14 protein-coding genes are annotated in these 15,798 nt (G+C 58.7%); 7 read left to right on the plus strand and 7 right to left on the minus strand.

Annotation, left to right across the window (positions count from 1 at the left end):
- The first annotated feature begins 83 nt into the window (after window positions 1–83).
- The 4 genes from serS (at window position 84) to CFBP5473_RS06950 (ending at window position 4,872) form a co-directional block, all read left to right on the plus strand.
- Entirely contained in the window at window positions 84–1,364 is a 1,281-nt protein-coding gene (gene serS, locus CFBP5473_RS06935; protein ID WP_027673394.1) for a serine--tRNA ligase, read from the plus strand.
- 184 nt (window positions 1,365–1,548) lie between these two features.
- A complete protein-coding gene (surE, locus tag CFBP5473_RS06940) occupies window positions 1,549–2,325 on the plus strand; it encodes a 5'/3'-nucleotidase SurE (RefSeq protein WP_027673393.1) in 777 nt (258 codons plus the stop codon).
- An 8-nt stretch (window positions 2,326–2,333) separates the two neighbouring features.
- On the plus strand, window positions 2,334–2,975 hold the full coding sequence (locus CFBP5473_RS06945) for a protein-L-isoaspartate(D-aspartate) O-methyltransferase (RefSeq protein WP_106389297.1): 642 nt from the start codon (window positions 2,334–2,336) through the stop codon (window positions 2,973–2,975).
- 337 nt (window positions 2,976–3,312) lie between these two features.
- Window positions 3,313–4,872 (plus strand): peptidoglycan DD-metalloendopeptidase family protein, encoded by a 1,560-nt coding sequence (locus tag CFBP5473_RS06950; protein WP_027673391.1) that lies wholly within the window; start codon window positions 3,313–3,315, stop codon window positions 4,870–4,872.
- Between the two features lie 50 nt (window positions 4,873–4,922).
- Here CFBP5473_RS06950 and mobB read toward each other — a convergent pair whose 3' ends face one another.
- The 5 genes from mobB to moaA form a co-directional block, all read right to left on the minus strand.
- Entirely contained in the window at window positions 4,923–5,444 is a 522-nt protein-coding gene (mobB, locus tag CFBP5473_RS06955; RefSeq protein WP_027673390.1) for a molybdopterin-guanine dinucleotide biosynthesis protein B, read from the minus strand.
- Window positions 5,441–6,070, minus strand: a complete 630-nt coding sequence (gene mobA, locus CFBP5473_RS06960) for a molybdenum cofactor guanylyltransferase MobA (protein ID WP_027673389.1) — start codon at window positions 6,068–6,070, stop codon at window positions 5,441–5,443. The genes mobB and mobA overlap by 4 nt, the downstream gene beginning before the upstream one ends.
- On the minus strand, window positions 6,071–7,297 hold the full coding sequence (locus CFBP5473_RS06965) for a multidrug effflux MFS transporter (protein ID WP_027673388.1): 1,227 nt from the start codon (window positions 7,295–7,297) through the stop codon (window positions 6,071–6,073).
- Window positions 7,294–8,196 carry a DMT family transporter gene (locus tag CFBP5473_RS06970; protein ID WP_027673387.1) on the minus strand — a complete coding sequence of 301 codons (903 nt, stop codon included), beginning with the start codon at window positions 8,194–8,196 and terminating at the stop codon, window positions 7,294–7,296. Before CFBP5473_RS06970 ends, CFBP5473_RS06965 begins: the two co-directional genes overlap by 4 nt.
- Window positions 8,197–8,346: 150 nt before the next feature.
- Window positions 8,347–9,336: a GTP 3',8-cyclase MoaA gene (gene moaA, locus CFBP5473_RS06975; RefSeq protein ID WP_234881790.1), complete on the minus strand. Its 990-nt coding sequence runs from the start codon at window positions 9,334–9,336 to the stop codon at window positions 8,347–8,349.
- Between the two features lie 182 nt (window positions 9,337–9,518).
- Between moaA and CFBP5473_RS06980 the strand changes: the two genes are divergently transcribed.
- From CFBP5473_RS06980 to CFBP5473_RS06990, 3 genes are read left to right on the plus strand one after another with little or no spacing between them, the layout of a single operon-like run.
- On the plus strand, window positions 9,519–9,887 hold the full coding sequence (locus CFBP5473_RS06980) for a gamma-butyrobetaine hydroxylase family protein (RefSeq protein WP_027673385.1): 369 nt from the start codon (window positions 9,519–9,521) through the stop codon (window positions 9,885–9,887).
- Between the two features lie 36 nt (window positions 9,888–9,923).
- Window positions 9,924–11,741 carry a monovalent cation:proton antiporter-2 (CPA2) family protein gene (locus tag CFBP5473_RS06985; protein WP_027673384.1) on the plus strand — a complete coding sequence of 606 codons (1,818 nt, stop codon included), beginning with the start codon at window positions 9,924–9,926 and terminating at the stop codon, window positions 11,739–11,741.
- 37 nt (window positions 11,742–11,778) lie between these two features.
- Window positions 11,779–12,387 (plus strand): pyridoxamine 5'-phosphate oxidase family protein, encoded by a 609-nt coding sequence (locus CFBP5473_RS06990; protein ID WP_027673383.1) that lies wholly within the window; start codon window positions 11,779–11,781, stop codon window positions 12,385–12,387.
- Between the two features lie 540 nt (window positions 12,388–12,927).
- On the opposite strand, the gene CFBP5473_RS06995 is transcribed toward CFBP5473_RS06990, so the two are convergent.
- Window positions 12,928–13,998 carry a GGDEF domain-containing protein gene (locus CFBP5473_RS06995; protein WP_027673382.1) on the minus strand — a complete coding sequence of 357 codons (1,071 nt, stop codon included), beginning with the start codon at window positions 13,996–13,998 and terminating at the stop codon, window positions 12,928–12,930.
- Window positions 13,999–14,293: 295 nt separating this feature from the next.
- A complete protein-coding gene (fumC, locus tag CFBP5473_RS07000) occupies window positions 14,294–15,685 on the minus strand; it encodes a class II fumarate hydratase (protein ID WP_027673381.1) in 1,392 nt (463 codons plus the stop codon).
- Window positions 15,686–15,798 lie beyond the last annotated feature (113 nt).

The following is a 15,798-nucleotide window of genomic DNA, read 5'->3' on the forward strand; positions in this document are numbered from 1 at the left end:
CCATTTCTCCAGACGCCGGGCCATTCGTCCCGGCGTTTTGTTTTTCAACAGGCAAAAACGCTAAAACTCGGTCTGGAACCACGATGCACGATATTAAATGGATACGCGAAAACCCTGAAGCTTTCGACGCAGGCCTTGCACGGCGCAATGTCGAGCCTCAGTCCGCAAGCCTGATTGCGCTTGACGAAAGGCGCCGTTCCGTCATCCAGACCCTGCAGGACATGCAGTCCCGCCGCAACGCTGCCTCCAAGGAAATTGGCGCGGCGATGGCGCAGAAGAACGCGGAGCTGGCTGAAAAGCTGAAGGCCGAGGTTGCCGACATCAAGGACAGCATGCCGAAGCTGGAAGAAGAGGATCGCCAGGTTACGAGCGAACTCAACGACGCGCTGTCGCGTATTCCCAACATTCCGCTGGACGATGTGCCGCTGGGTGAGGATGAGAAGGACAATGTGGTTGCCCGCATCGTCGGCCAGAAGCCCGGCTGGAACCATGAAGCCAAGGAGCACTTCGAAATTGGCGAAGCGCTTGGCTACATGGATTTCGACCGTGCGGCAAAGCTCTCCGGCTCGCGCTTTACCGTTTTGACCAGCCAGCTCGCACGTCTCGAGCGTGCGCTTGGCCAGTTCATGATCGACCTGCACACCAGCGAGCATGGTTACACTGAAGTCTCTTCGCCGCTGATGGTGCGTGATGAGGCGATGTTCGGCACGGGCCAGTTGCCGAAGTTTTCGGAAGATCTGTTCAAGACGACGGATGGCCGCTGGCTGATCCCGACTGCGGAAGTGACGCTGACGAACCTCGTATCGGGTGAAATTCTCGATCAGGAAAAGCTGCCGCTGCGCTTCACCGCGCTGACGCCATCCTTCCGTTCGGAGGCGGGCTCTGCCGGTCGCGATACGCGCGGCATGCTGCGCCAGCATCAGTTCTGGAAATGCGAACTGGTGTCGATCACGGATGCGGAAAGCTCCATCGAGGAACATGAGCGGATGACGGCCTGTGCCGAAGAAGTGCTGAAGCGCCTTGGCCTGCACTTCCGCACCATGACGCTCTGCACTGGCGATATGGGCTTTGGTGCGCGCAAGACCTATGACCTTGAAGTATGGCTACCGGGCCAGAACACCTTCCGCGAAATCTCGTCCTGCTCCGTCTGCGGTGATTTCCAGGCACGCCGTATGGACGCCCGCTACCGCGGCAAGGGCGAGAAGGCGACGAAGTTCGTCCACACTCTCAACGGTTCCGGCACGGCTGTCGGGCGCTGCCTGATCGCGGTTCTGGAGAACTATCTGAACGAGGACGGCTCGGTTACTGTCCCTGACGTGTTGCTGCCATACATGGGTGGTTTGAAAAGGATCGAGAAGGCTTGATCCAATCGCCGTCACCCCGGACTTGATCCTGGGTCCAGTCGCCGCGCGTCTGCGCGGCGAAAAAGTCTTTGACCTTGCAGACGCAAGGCGCTGGATCCCGCATCAGGTGCGGGATGACGGTGGAGAGGGTTAGGCCTTCCAGAGTGCCAGACCGAGCGACGAAGAGCTTAATCGGGAGATGTCCATGCGCATATTGCTGACCAATGACGATGGCATTCATGCCGAGGGGCTGGCGGCGCTGGAGCGTATCGCGCGCACCCTGTCCGACGATGTGTGGATTGTCGCGCCCGAGACGGACCAGAGTGGGCTCGCCCATTCGCTGACGCTTTCCGAGCCCCTGCGCCTGCGAAAGATTTCCGACAAGCATTATGCCCTGCGCGGCACGCCGACCGATTGCGTTATCATGGGCATTCGCGAAGTGCTGCCCGGCAAGCCGGATCTGGTGCTTTCGGGTGTCAATGCTGGTGCCAATATGGCCGATGACGTCACCTATTCGGGCACGATTGCAGGCGCTATCGAAGGCACGCTGCAGGGTGTTCGCTCCTTTGCGCTCAGCCAGGCCTTTGCCTATACCGGCCATGCCGAGCGCGTCATTCCGTGGGAGGTTGCCGAGGCTTATGCGCCGGACCTCATCCGCAAGCTCAGCGATATCGATTTGCCGGATGGCACATTCCTTAATCTGAACTTCCCCAACTGCGCACCTAAGGATGTGCAGGGCGTGAGCGTTACGGGGCAGGGCAAGCTGGATTTCGGCCTTACGGTGGAAGAGCGTCAGGATGGACGCGGGCTTCCCTATTATTGGCTGCGCTTCGGTGAACGGCTCGGCACCTTCATGGAAGGCACGGATATCCACGCCGTAAAGCATAACAGGATTTCGGTGACGCCGCTGAAGCTTGACCTGACGGATCACTCGGTGAAGGATCGCATCGCCAAGGCGCTTGGGGCAGGAGTGAACGATTGAAATCTGCGATGGTGGAGAAAGAGGGTTTTGCTGCCCTTGTGCTGAGGCTGCGGGCCGAAGGTATTTCCGATCTCGACCTTCTGACGGCGGTCGAGCAGACGCCGCGCTCGCTTTTTGCGCCAGCGCAATTTGCCGCCGATGCCTATTCCAGCCGCACCATTCCCATCGAATGCGGTGCCTTCATGGAAGGTGCTGCCATGGCGGTGAAGATCATCGCCCGCCTTCAGGTGAAGCCCGGCCAGCGCGTGCTGGAAATCGGCACTGGCAGCGGCTTCATGACGGCTGTACTGGGACGTCGCGCAGAGCGCGTGGTTTCCGTAGACCGGTATAAAACGCTGGTTCAGGCTGCGCAGAACCGCATGGACGATCTGAGTATTCGCAATGTGGTGATTCGCCAGGCGGATGGATCGAACGGTCTGGTGGGCGAGGGAACCTTCGACCGCATTCTTTCTACTGCCGCTTTCACGGCCATGCCGCGTTTCTTTACCGAGCAGATCGTATCGGGTGGAATGATGATTGCGCCGATCATTCTGGAAGACGGGCGTTGCGTGATGACACGCTTTTCAAAGACCGGCAGCCGTTTCGAACGGGAAGAGATGTTCGAGACCCCCTATTTGCCGCTGGAACCGCATATTGCGAGCTACCTGTAGCAAAATGAAAATCCGATCAACTTTTTCGGATTTCAATTCATCATCTTCAAGTTGTTGATTTTAATTGTTTTTGCTGCGCGCCGCGCAGCATTTGCGGCTTTTTGCGGGCTGCTCATGGTTATTGAATCGTCAAAAAACATTCGAAGGGCTTAACGTTTTAACGGCGTGGTAACACTAACGCGCTTTAATCATCTCCATCGACGCATGGTGTTTCTGATCAGAAGAGGGCCTTGCGAAAGTTGTTCAGCCGGATCGGTTCCGATGCGGCGTTTGCGTCAGTGTAGATCGAGTCATGCGTATGAGTCATTCGCCTAAAATCGGAAAATCAATCGCAAAGATGTTCGCAGCGGCAATGCTGGCAAGCGTCGCGACGGGATGTAGCTCGGACGCAACGCGCTTCAGCGGCCTCTTCTCCAGTGGTCCGGATCAGATGACAACCGCATCCATTCCAGCTCGAAACGGTGCAGGCGCTTATGGCCAGGCACCCGTCCCGCAAGGGGATATGAATGGTGGCGGTTATGCATCGGCTCCGCAGGGCGGCTATGCGAACCAGAACCAGGCTATGAACCAGCCGTACCCCGCGTCCAATGGCGGTTATGGCTCCGTTCAGCCTTCCACGGCACGTGCGGCATCGTCTTCCGCTCCGGTTCAGCGGGCCGAGCTTTCGGCTCCGTCGCCATCGGCGCCGCGTGATCCCGCCACCCGCCGTGAGGCTATGGCGCAGCCAATGCCAGCGGCAAGCAGCAATCAGGCGCCGTCCATGGCATCTGCCCGCGTCCAGAACAATGCGGCTGCGGACAATCTTTCTACCGGCACGGTAAAGCGTGACAATAATGGCTGGCACACGGAAGGTGCTTCCTCCGTTACGCTGAATTCGGGCGAAACCATCGCGACGCTTTCCCGTCGTTACGGCGTGCCGGAAAAGGCGCTTCTGGAGGCGAACGGCCTCTCCAGCGCATCCGCTGCTCGCCCCGGCCAGTCCATCGTCATTCCACGCTTTGGCCAGTCGCGTAACGCTGCCCGTGCAGCGTCTGGCAATATCGATCTGAGCAAGAACAACAACGGTCCTGCTCCGGCTCGTGGTCCTGAACAGAATGTCGCCGTTCTGCCAACGCAGACGGCAGCGCGTGACAAGGTTTCGGCTGAAAACGGCAAGCTGACGCCTCCCGGCGGAAAGCCGCTGCCTCCGAGCGGTGGTTACAAAGTGCAGTCCGGTGACAGCCTTGCCAAGATCGCGCGTGACAACGGTGTTTCGGTTGCAGACCTGAAGGCTGCAAACAACATCACCGACGGTAACATCCGCATCGGCCAGACGCTGACCATTCCGGGTGCCGGAACGGACGGTATCAAGACGGCTTCGGTCAAGCCGCGTGAAGTGACGGCACAGCCTGCCGCTGCAAAGCCGGTGGAAACGCCAGCCGTTGCAAAGGCCGAAGTGCCGAAGGCTCCTGCTGCGGAAGCAAGCGTCAGCGATGTCGAGAAGAAGTCCGACGTGGCTTCGATTGCGCCAGAATCCACCGGTATCGGCAAATATCGCTGGCCAGTCCGCGGTGCGGTCATCTCCGGCTTCGGTGAAAATGTCGACGGCAACCGCAATGACGGCATCAACATCTCCGTGCCGGAAGGCACGCCGATCAAGGCCGCCGAAAACGGTGTCGTCATCTATGCCGGCAATGGTTTGAAGCAGCTTGGCAACACGGTTCTCGTTCGTCACGACGACGGCAAGGTCACGGTTTACGGCAACGCCGCAAATCTGGATGTCCAGCGCGGCCAGAAGGTGCAGCGCGGTCAGACCATCGCAACCTCGGGCATGACCGGCAGCGCCAAGCGTCCGCAGGTTCACTTCGAAGTCCGCAAGGATGCGACGCCTGTGAACCCATCCTCTTTCCTTGAATAGTGTATTGCGTATCAAGGGTTGGAAAAGCCGGGTCGAAGGACCCGGCTTTTTCATTTTGCTGGTCGCGTCAGGCCGACAGTCGTCTCGATGAAATCGGCGATGCTTGCCGTATCATCCAGATCGAAGACGGGCAGGGTGGCATCCGGAATTGCATGATCGGCGGCGATTGCGACGATGTGCGGATCCTTCGGTGCCAGCGGCTCCGTCTTGGCCGCTTCCAGCCGTCTCGCTTCGATCTTCGGAACCGGCTCGTATTTATAGCCCTCGATGAGAACGAGGTCGCAAGGGGCGATGCGGGCCAGAATTTCCTCGAAGGATGGCTCCGGCGCGCCACGCAGCTCATGCATGATGGCAAAGCGCGTGCCTGAAACGATTGTCACCTCATGTGCGCCCGCCTGCCTGTGCCGCCAGCTATCGGCGCCCACCTTGTCGATATCGAAATCATGATGGGCATGCTTGATGGTGGAGACCCGGTAGCCGCGCGCGGTCAGTTCAGTGACGATGCGAACGGCAAGGCCGGTTTTGCCGGAGTTCTTCCAGCCGGAAATGCCGAATACTTTTTGGGATGTCATGCGGTCAGGCTCTTATGGAAGGCTTCCGCTTCGAAAAGCTCTTCCGGTGTGTTGATGTTGAAGAACGGATCGATGGAGGCCGTGTCGCTCTCCACCGGCGGGAAGGAAACACCGATGGTGGGGTGGCGTGCCAGAAAGCTGCGAATGCGGCGATTGTTGTCATCCGCCAGCCAGTGCTCCAGGTCATCGGCAATCGCAATCGGCCAAAGCCCGAAGACGGGATGAACCTGCCCTCTGGAGGCCGCGATGACGATGGTTTCATCATCCGCCGTGTGGTCCAGCAGCTTTGACGCCAGATCATTTGGAAAGAATGGGCTGTCGGCGGGAACGGTCAAAAGATGCGTGGCCTCGGGCAGGGTGGTGGCAACGTGGCGCATGCCAGCCAGAACGCCTGCGAGCGGACCGGCATGGCCGCTCTTGGTATCCGGCACCAGCGGCAGTCCGAATTCCTCGGCCCAGCCGGGCGGCGCGTTGAGCGCGAGCGTGGAGACCTGCGGCTCCAGCCTTTCGATGACATGATAAAGCAGATGCCTGCCACCGAGCGGGCTCAGCGCCTTGTTGGAGCCCATGCGCCGCGAAAGGCCGCCAGCCAATATGAGGCCTGGAAGTACAGTCGCGCGTGTCATTTACAGTTCACCCCGTTGCAGACGCTCGCCGTGGCGTTTCTCCTGCGCTCCGGCGAAAGCGGCGGTTGCGATTGCCAGCACGCCATTGGCGAGCATGACGAGCAGCAGGAATGTCGTCCCGGCATCCTTCGATAGCAGAGAGGAGGCAAGAACGGAAAGCATGGCGCCGCCACCAATCGTCAGCGCGCCGCCAAGGCCGGAGGCGGAACCCGCAAGATGCGGCTGCACGCTGACCATGCCTGCATTGGCGCTGGGAAGCGTTACGCCGTTTCCAACGCCGATGAGTGCCAGCGGCACGAAAAACTCATAATGGCTATTCAGATCGAAATGCGGCAGCACGAATGCTATGACGATGCCTGCAAAGGCGATGAGGTTTCCAGCAAGCATCATGGTTGGAATGCCGATACGGCTGGAATAGCGACCGGACACGAAATTGCCGAGCATATAACCGCTGGCCATGAAGAAGAATTGCATGCCGAGAACGGCGGGTGTCAGCCCGTAAAGCACGCTGCCGACAAAGGGCGCGCCCCCGAGGAAGGAGAAGAACAGGCCAGACGAGAAGGTGCAGGTCAACGCATATCCCCAGAAGCGGGTGGAGCGCAGCAGTTGCGGCCATGCGCGAAACTGCTCGGAAAAACTTGCCGATTTCTGGGTGTTGGTTTCGCCAAGATCGAAGAATGCCAGCAAGAGCACGCCCGCACCGGCAAGCCCGACGAAGGTGAAGCTTGCCTGCCAGCCCGCAAGATCGTTGAGAAAGCCGCCGACTGTGGGGCCGACCATGGGAACGACCGACATGCCCATGGTGACGTAACCGATCATGGAGGCGGCCTGTTCGGCAGGCACCATATCCCGAACGATGGCGCGCGCCAGCACGAAGCCTGACGCGATTGCGGCCTGCAAGACACGGCCAATCATGAAGACGGTGATGTTTGGTGCAAAGGTGCAGATCAGCGTGGCGACGATCATCAGGAGCAAGCTGCCAAGCATGACTGGCCTGCGTCCGAAAAGATCGGAGAGCGGCCCGATGATGAGCTGGATAATGGCGGTTGCGGCAAGATAGCCGGAAACGGCGAATTGCATGACCGCATAATCGGTTTCGAAATGCACTGCCATTGCCGCGAGCGATGGCAGAAACACGTTCATGCACAGCGCCGCAACGCCTGCGACGAGAACCAGCGTCACCACATGTGGCGGCGTGGAACGATCGAGAAAGCGGGCGCGTGTCATTGTATCCTCGTGGCGCGCTTGGCAATGGGCGGGCGGTGGCGCCTGCTTTCGCGGTAGAAGGTGTAGAGGCCGGATGCGACGATGATCGCCGTGCCCACCAGCGTCCAGTAATCCAGATGCTCATTGAAGAAGAACACGCCGATGGAGAAGGCCCAGATCATGCTGGTGTAGCGGAACGGCGCAACGAAGGAGATATCGCCGCTGCGCATGGCGGTGATGACGGCCTGATACCCGATGACGACCAGAAAGGCGGAAGCGGCAAGGTGCGACCAGACGTAGCCGTCCATGGGCTGCCAGCCGCCGAAGGGTACGATCAGCGCTGCGCCGAACACCGTGTTCACCACCGTCGTCGTCATCGTCACGGCCATGGAGGGAACGTCGGGATACATGCGGCGGGTCAGCAGGTCGCGCCCGGCGGTTACGAACATTGCGCAGAGCGCCAGCAGGGCTGCGATGGTGAAGCCATCCGGGCCGGGCCTGAGTATGACGACGACACCGAGAAAGCCGACGGAAATTGCCGTCCAGCGCCGCCAGCCCACGGGCTCGCGCAGAAACAGTGCGGCACCCAGCGTAACCGCAAGCGGCAGCGACTGCATGATGGCCGAGACATTGGCAAATGCCATAAGGCTCAAGGCTTTGAGATAGAGAATGGATGCCGCGACTTCACACAGGCAACGCATCAGGATGATGGGGCGCAGCATGGTTTTCAGCGGCCGCAACGCACCCATATGCCGGGCAATGAAATAGACCAGCACGCAGGTCATGAGGCCGCGCACGAAGAGAATCTGGCCGACATTGATGTAGGGCGTGACGGATTTGGTGAAAGCGTCGTTTACCGTAAAGCTCGCCATCGCGAGCGTCATCAGCAACGCGCCGCGCGTATTTTCCGTCAATGCCATGATCCGACCTCAAGAAACGGCGTCACCATGCGGAAAATCCGCACATAGGACGACTCCGTTCACTCCTCCTACATCAAATCCGTTGCACGGCAGGAGTGCGATTTCAATCGAAATAATGTAAGGGAACCGAATAATTAGCGCAGCGTGATATTAACCGCCTGTTACGCTCATGTGGCGGGCGACGGCGGGGCGCTTGTGTGTACGGTCTATGACGAAGTCATGGCCCTTGGGCTTGCGCAGAATGGCATCTTCAATGGCTTGCGAAAGAAGCGCGTTGTCTTCGGATGCGCGCAGAGCCGTTCTCAAATCCGCCGCATCGTCCTGTCCAAGGCACATATAAAGCGTGCCCGTGCAAGTGAGGCGGACGCGATTGCAGCTTTCGCAGAAATTATGCGTCATGGGCGTGATGAAGCCCAGCCGACCGCCGGTTTCCTTCACGTCCACATAGCGAGCCGGACCGCCGGTCTTGAAAGGAATATCGCTGAGTGTGAACTGTTCTTCCAGCGACGCGCGAAGCTGAGACAACGGCAGATAGCGGTCGGTGCGGTCTTCCTCGATCTCGCCCATCGGCATGGTCTCGATGACGGTGAGGTCCATGCCGCGATCATGCGCGAAGCGCATCAGATTGGGAATTTCATGCTCGTTGAAATCCTTCAGCGCAACCGCGTTGATCTTGATCTTGATGCCAGCGGCAAGCGCTGCATCAATGCCTGCCATCACCTTGGAGAAATCGCCCCAGCGGGTGATCTGGCGGAACTTATCCGAGTCCAGTGTATCTAGCGACACATTGATGCGGCGCACGCCGCAATCGTAAAGCTCGGCGGCATGGCCCGCCAGCTGTGAGCCGTTCGTCGTCAGCGTCAGTTCATCCAGCGTACCGGCATAGACATGACGTCCGAGATCACGCACCAGATGCATGATGTTCTTGCGAACCAGCGGCTCGCCGCCTGTCAGCCTCAGCTTGCGCACGCCCTTGGCAATGAAGACGGAACAGAGACGGTTAAGCTCTTCCAGCGTCAGCAAATCCTTCTTAGGAAGGAAGGTCATATGCTCGGACATGCAATAGGTGCAGCGGAAATCGCAGCGGTCCGTTACCGAAACACGCAGATAGGTTATGGCGCGACCAAAGGGGTCAACCATGGGCGCGGTGCTCTCCGTCAGGGTCTCCGCTTGCGCGAGTGGTCCGAGGAAGCTGTTCAACCTGAAATCTCCGTTTGCATTCTATGCTGTCTTTGGGGCTTAGATAACGATATCTAATATGTCGCGCCCTCAGGCACAAGGCTGCGGGCACGCGGCATATAATCTGCTAACGGAAATGAACGATGAATGATCCCTGGCCAACGGAGATTCGTGTCTCGAAAGACCGCAGAATGCTCTCTGTAACATTCGACACAAATCTCACCTATGATCTGCCCGCCGAAACTTTGCGGGTTCTGTCACCATCGGCGGAAGTGCAGGGGCATGGGCCGGGCCAGAAGACCACCGTGCCGGGCAAGCGCAATGTCGCGATCCGCTCGGTCGTCGCCACCGGAAACTATGCCATCCGGATCGCTTTCGACGACGGGCACGATAGCGGCATCTTTACTTGGCGCTACCTCCACGAACTGGGTGAACAGGGTGACGCACTGTTCAATGCTTATGAGCGGGAACTGGCGGAAAAAGGCTTGAGCAGGGAGCCGCGACTGCGTTAGTGGATGGCAATAAAACTGGAAGCGTAGAGGTGACACTTGGCCGTCGAGGGAAATGCAAATGATCTGGCCCAGGTGGTCGTGCTTCTGGCGGCTGGTGTCGTTGCCGCGCCCATCTTCAAGCGCATCGGGCTGGGTTCCGTTCTGGGGTATCTCGCAGCCGGTCTGGTGATCGGCCCCTTCGGCATCGGCGCTTTCTCGGATCCGCAGGCCATTCTCCACATTGCCGAGCTTGGCGTGGTGATGTTCCTCTTCATCATAGGCCTAGAGATGCAGCCCTCCCGGCTGTGGTCCATGCGCAAGGATATTTTCGGTCTCGGTGCCTTTCAGGTTTTGACCTGCATGGCGGGCCTGACGTTGATCGGCGTTTCCTTCGGCTATCCGCTTATCCCGTCCTTTGTCGCTGGCACCGGTTTCGTGTTGACCTCGACCGCTATCGTCATGCAGATGCTGCAGGAGCGCAACAGCATGTCGACGCTGAAGGGGCAGCGCATCATTGCGATTCTTCTGTTCGAAGACCTCGCAATCGTGCCGCTGCTGGTGCTGGTAACGTTCCTCGGAAGCGGCGGCGAAGAGGTGACCATACCCGAGCGGCTCACATCCATCGGCATTGCGCTTGCGGCAATTGCCGCGCTCATCATTGCGGGACGTTATCTGCTCAACCCGCTGTTCCGGCTGCTCGCATCTTCCGGCGCACGCGAAGTGATGACGGCGGCGGCGCTGCTGGTGGTTCTGGGTTCGGCGCTGCTCATGCAAGTCAGCGGGCTTTCCATGGCAATGGGCGCGTTTCTGGCAGGCGTGCTTCTGTCGGAATCCGCCTTCCGCCACCAGTTGGAAGCGGATATCGAGCCGTTTCGCGGCATCCTGCTCGGCCTGTTTTTCCTTGGCGTCGGCATGGCAATCGACCTTTCGGTCATCGCGGCCAATTGGCAGATCGTGGTCTGCGGCGTCATCGCTTATATGCTGATCAAGGCGCTGCTGATTTATGGTGTCGCGCGGATTGTCGGTACGTGCCAGCGCGAGGCTATAGAGCGCGCGGTGCTGATGGCGCAGGGCGGTGAATTTGCTTTCGTTCTTTATTCCGCCGCTGCCGCCGCAGGTATTCTGAACGCTGAAGCCAATGCCATTCTCACCGCCACCATCATCATATCCATGGTGCTGACGCCGCTGATGGTGATTGCCCATGACCGCATCATGCCCGCCGCGAAACCGAATACGGACGATCTCGACCTTCCTGAAAATGTGGAGGGCAGCATTCTCATCATCGGCTTCGGGCGCTTCGGCCAGATCGTCAGCCAGCCGCTGCTGGCGCGTGGCTATACGCTGTCGCTGATCGACAAGGACGCGGATTTTGTTCGCGATGCCGCCGACTTCGGTTTCAAGGTTTATTATGGCGATGGCTCGCGTTCCGAAATTCTGCATGCCGCTGGGGCAGGGACTGCGCGCGCGGTTCTGATCTGCGTGGATGACAAGCAGGCGGCGGTGCGGATCGCTGAAATCATCAAGCATGAATTTCCGCTGGTGCCCGTTCTGGCGCGCGCTTTCGACCGCGGCCACGCCATCGATCTCGTCAAGGCCGGGGTGGATTATCAGATCCGCGAGACCTACGAATCCGCACTGGATTTCACCGAGAAGGTTCTGACCTCGGTGGGTGAGGAGCATGATCTGGCTCAGCAGCTGGTCAGTGAATTCCGCGATGTCGACAAGGAGCGCTTCGCACTGGAAATCGTCGGGGGTATTTATGCCGGTCGCTCGCTGATGCGCGGCAATGCATCTCCTGCCGACCTCGTGGCTGCCCGAACCGCGCGTGAGCGTGCCGAACGAGAGGCGCGCGAAGAGGTCGAGGCAAGCGGCTGATCTGTTTTCAGTGAAGGATTTTCAAAGGGAGTTGGAAATGAGCATTATTCGTTCGGTCGAGGACCTGCGAAAGATTTACGAGGGCTGTTCCGAGGCGTCGCTGGTTAAGGTGACGACCGCGCTGACGCCTGAATACAAGCAGATGATCGAAGCCGCACCATTTCTTGCCTTGGCCACAGTTGGGCCTGAAGGAATGGATTGCTCACCACGCGGTGACAAGGGTGGCGTCGTGCGGGTTCAGGACGACAAGACCATCCTCCTGCCGGACTGGCGCGGCAACAACCGCGTCGATTCCCTGATGAACATCGTTCGAGACCCGCGCGTCGCCCTCATGTTCCTCGTGCCGGGCTCCACCACGACCATGCGGATCAACGGCAAAGCTGTCGTTTCGGCAGAGCCCGCTCTGCTGGAAAGCTTCGAGATGGACGGCAAACACCCCCGCACAGTGACCGTCGTCACCATCGATGAAGTCTACTTCCAATGCGCCCGCGCCCTGATCCGCTCGGAACTCTGGAAGCCGGAAAACTTCCTAGATCCGGCTACCCTGCCAACACCCGGCGCACTGCTGAAGGCCGCCAAGGCGGATTTCGATAAGGATGCCTATGACAAGGAATGGCCGGAACGCGCGGCGAAAACGATGTGGTGAGGTGGTGTGAGTTTTTCGAGCGCACTACTGGCGGATTATGCATAGACATTGTTTCGCTGCTGTCCGGTTTAAATATTCAGGCATGTACAGGGTATCCTGTTCATTTGCGCGGCTGTGGACGCAGGTGGAGGAATACCGTGGGATATGTGGGTACACCGTTGCCACACCCACTGCCGTCATCCTCGGCCTTGGGCCGAGGATCCATCGTTATCAACGAAATCAAACGGTTATGGATCCTCGGGTCAAGCCCGAGGATGACGTCGAGGGGGGCGGAGCCGTTGAGTTACTTCACTTGGGCGACTATGCGAGAACGCTAGTCAACTTGACTGGACAGAAGCGGTTTTGAGTCGGAATTCAGCAGACGCGCGTCTGCGCGTAACAAGTGTCTTTCAAGCCAATGACCTGGGTCTGACTTGCGCACCGAATAAAGTGCGGTACGAAGGTGGTGGGGATGGCCATCCTGAACCGATCAGAAGTGTGTTCAAAAATGCCGGACAAGCTTCAGGGGCTCCCGACGGCAGAAGCCAGCTTAAACAAATCCTACTTCTTGTAAATCAGCCAGCTCTTCCCGGCATAATTCTTCTGCATGCCTTCTTCGAACAGCACCGTGCGATTGCGCCCATTCTCCTTGGCGTTATACAGCGCCACATCAGCGTGCGAGTAGAGATCGCCTGGATTACCAGCCTGCGAGGCCATGGCGAAGCCGATGGAGATGGTGACCTGGCCGTAATCCGTACCGGATTTGGAGTTGCGGAAGGGGGTGCGTTCGAGCGAGGAGCGGATGCGTTCGCACATGGCCATCACTTCTTCCGCATTGCTGCTTTCCAGAACGATGGCGAATTCCTCGCCGCCGCTTCGGGCAACGAAGACATCCTTGCGCACCGTGGCGCGAATGACCGAGGCGACGCTGGCGAGGATTTTGTCGCCGACGGGGTGGCCGTAGGTGTCGTTGATCCGCTTGAAATTATCGATGTCCAGCAGAACGAGGGCGCAGAGATGCAGGCCCATGCTGCTGTCGTACACGGCGGCCAGCTTGTCATCGAAGGCGCGGCGGTTGGCGAGGCGGGTCAGCGAATCGGTGTTGGCGATGCGCTTGTATTCATCCAGTTCCAGCCGCACCTGCTGCATTTCTTCGGCGTGGCGGTCGAAATCGCGCGAGGTGTTTTCGCCCTGCGCAATCTTGTGGCCGGTTGCGTCCGCAAGCAGCGTGATCGCGGTCTTCAGAATATTGGCGCTGGCAAGGTTCTTGTCGACGATGCGCTCGCGGGTTTCATCGAGAATGCGATTGTAGTTCTCAAGGCTCGTCTGCTCGTGCCTGAGAAGAAGGAGCAGAGATTCCAGTTCCGTGTGGAGCTTTTCCTGAACGGTTTCGATGATCTGCGCGTGGTTGTGGTCGAAGTAGCGCGCGCCGAGATCGTCCAGTTCTTCCTGAGTGGCGCGGCTGCCGAGTGCCGCCAAATCCTTGCTGAGCGCCGGATTGGAACCGATATAGGCTTCATAGAACAGGTTATAGTTACGCGGAATGGGAGCGACACCCATATTGCGCATGGCAAAAAGTATCTGTCCGGCGATGTCAGGTATCGGCGCCCTTGGCGTAGAACCCGTACTCATCAAGCGCCTCCGAAGAATTGGAATATATTTCAGGTCGATAATATGACTGAAGCTGTTCCCAAAACCTAAACTCTCTCAAGTTGTAAGTCTTGTTTCTTACATGCGTCATCCACCGATTTCTGATGATGAAACCTCAGCGGAGGAATCATTTCAGAAAGAGTGAGTCCTATTACAATTTGTGGGTAATTTTATCTAGGCATATTACTGTTTTGTAAACAGTAATTCTGAAATCCAGCGGTGCCAATTTTGGGCGGAGGGACAACGGCGCGAATGCCGTTGTCCCGTGTCATTATTATTACTTGGGGCCGATCATGTTTTCCGGGCGGACATACTGGTCGAACTCTTCATTCGTCAGATATCCACCCCCCACGGCTTCCTCGCGAAGCGTGGTGCCGTTCTTGTGCGCGGTCTTGGCGATCTTGGCGCAAATGTCGTAGCCCAGCTTGGAATTCAGCGCCGTGACCAGCATCAGGGAGTTTTCGACGCCCTTTTTGATGTTGTCTTCGCGCGCTTCGATGCCGACGACGCAGTTATCGGTGAAGGATACCGCAGCATCGCCCAGCAGCTGGACCGACTGCAAGAAGTTGTAGGCCATCATCGGGTTATAGACGTTCAGTTCGAAGTGGCCCTGCGAACCGGCAAAAGTGATTGCGGCCTGATTGCCGAAGATGTGGGCGCAAACCTGCGTCAGCGCTTCGGACTGCGTGGGGTTGACCTTGCCCGGCATGATGGACGAGCCCGGCTCGTTTTCCGGCAGCGAAAGTTCGCCCAGACCGGCGCGCGGGCCGGAACCGAGGAAGCGGATATCGTTGGCGATCTTGAAGAGGGCAGCGGCAGCGGCGTTGATGGCGCCGTGAGCGAAGACCATCGAGTCATGCGCGGCCAGTGCTTCGAACTTGTTTGGCGCGGTGACGAAGGAAAGGCCGGTGATGGTGGCGATTTCTTCCGCAACCTTCTCGGCAAAACCGACAGGGGCATTGAGACCGGTGCCGACGGCGGTGCCGCCCTGCGCCAGTTCGCAAAGGCCGGGAAGGGTAAGCTCGATGCGCTTGATGGCGGAGGCAACCTGCGCGGCATAGCCGGAGAATTCCTGACCGAGTGTCAGCGGCGTTGCATCCTGCGTGTGCGTGCGGCCAATCTTGATGATGTGGGCGAAGTCCTTCGCCTTCTTGTCCAGTGCTGCATGCAGATGCTTCAGGCCCGGCAGAAGGTGGTGAACGATCTGCTCGGCGCAGGCAATGTGCATTGCGGTCGGGTAGGTGTCGTTGGACGACTGGCTCATATTGACGTGGTCGTTGGGATGAACAGGCTTCTTGGAGCCCATCACGCCGCCGAGCAGTTCAATCGCGCGGTTGGAGATGACTTCATTGGCATTCATGTTGGACTGCGTGCCCGAACCGGTCTGCCAGACCACCAGCGGAAAGTGGTCGTTCAGCTTGCCATCGATGACTTCCTGAGCGGCCTTGATGATGGTCTCGCCGACCTGTGCATCGAGACCTGCCAGCGCCATATTGGCGCGCGCGGCAGCCTGCTTGACGATGCCGAGAGCGCGGATGACGGAGGTGGGCTGCTTTTCCCAGCCGATCTTGAAGTTTCCGAGCGAACGTTGTGCCTGAGCGCCCCAATAACGGTCGCTTGCGACTTCGATCGGGCCAAAAGTATCGGTTTCCGTGCGTGTGGCTGTCATCAGTCTTGCCTTCTCTCCAGTGTTCCTCCGGCAAGGGGCGCGTTCCGCCCGCCTTGCGCGCGGCCCGACATATAGAGGGATAGCGCAGGTCTGGAAAGTCTGACTTCTCACAC

The organism is Agrobacterium larrymoorei, assembly GCF_005145045.1.
Taxonomy (GTDB): domain Bacteria; phylum Pseudomonadota; class Alphaproteobacteria; order Rhizobiales; family Rhizobiaceae; genus Agrobacterium; species Agrobacterium larrymoorei.

Coding starts and splice junctions, on each gene's coding strand:
- mobB (WP_027673390.1), bottom strand. CDS start 5,444: ATGACATCCCAAAAAGTATTCGGCATTTCCGGCTGGAAGAACTCCGGC.
- CFBP5473_RS06990 (WP_027673383.1), top strand. CDS start 11,779: ATGAGCATTATTCGTTCGGTCGAGGACCTGCGAAAGATTTACGAGGGC.
- CFBP5473_RS06950 (WP_027673391.1), top strand. CDS start 3,313: ATGTTCGCAGCGGCAATGCTGGCAAGCGTCGCGACGGGATGTAGCTCG.
- CFBP5473_RS06965 (WP_027673388.1), bottom strand. CDS start 7,297: ATGACACGCGCCCGCTTTCTCGATCGTTCCACGCCGCCACATGTGGTG.
- CFBP5473_RS06995 (WP_027673382.1), bottom strand. CDS start 13,998: ATGAGTACGGGTTCTACGCCAAGGGCGCCGATACCTGACATCGCCGGA.
- CFBP5473_RS06970 (WP_027673387.1), bottom strand. CDS start 8,196: ATGGCATTGACGGAAAATACGCGCGGCGCGTTGCTGATGACGCTCGCG.
- fumC (WP_027673381.1), bottom strand. CDS start 15,685: ATGACAGCCACACGCACGGAAACCGATACTTTTGGCCCGATCGAAGTC.
- serS (WP_027673394.1), top strand. CDS start 84: ATGCACGATATTAAATGGATACGCGAAAACCCTGAAGCTTTCGACGCA.
- mobA (WP_027673389.1), bottom strand. CDS start 6,070: ATGACACGCGCGACTGTACTTCCAGGCCTCATATTGGCTGGCGGCCTT.
- moaA (WP_234881790.1), bottom strand. CDS start 9,336: ATGGTTGACCCCTTTGGTCGCGCCATAACCTATCTGCGTGTTTCGGTA.
- CFBP5473_RS06980 (WP_027673385.1), top strand. CDS start 9,519: ATGAATGATCCCTGGCCAACGGAGATTCGTGTCTCGAAAGACCGCAGA.
- surE (WP_027673393.1), top strand. CDS start 1,549: ATGCGCATATTGCTGACCAATGACGATGGCATTCATGCCGAGGGGCTG.
- CFBP5473_RS06945 (WP_106389297.1), top strand. CDS start 2,334: ATGGTGGAGAAAGAGGGTTTTGCTGCCCTTGTGCTGAGGCTGCGGGCC.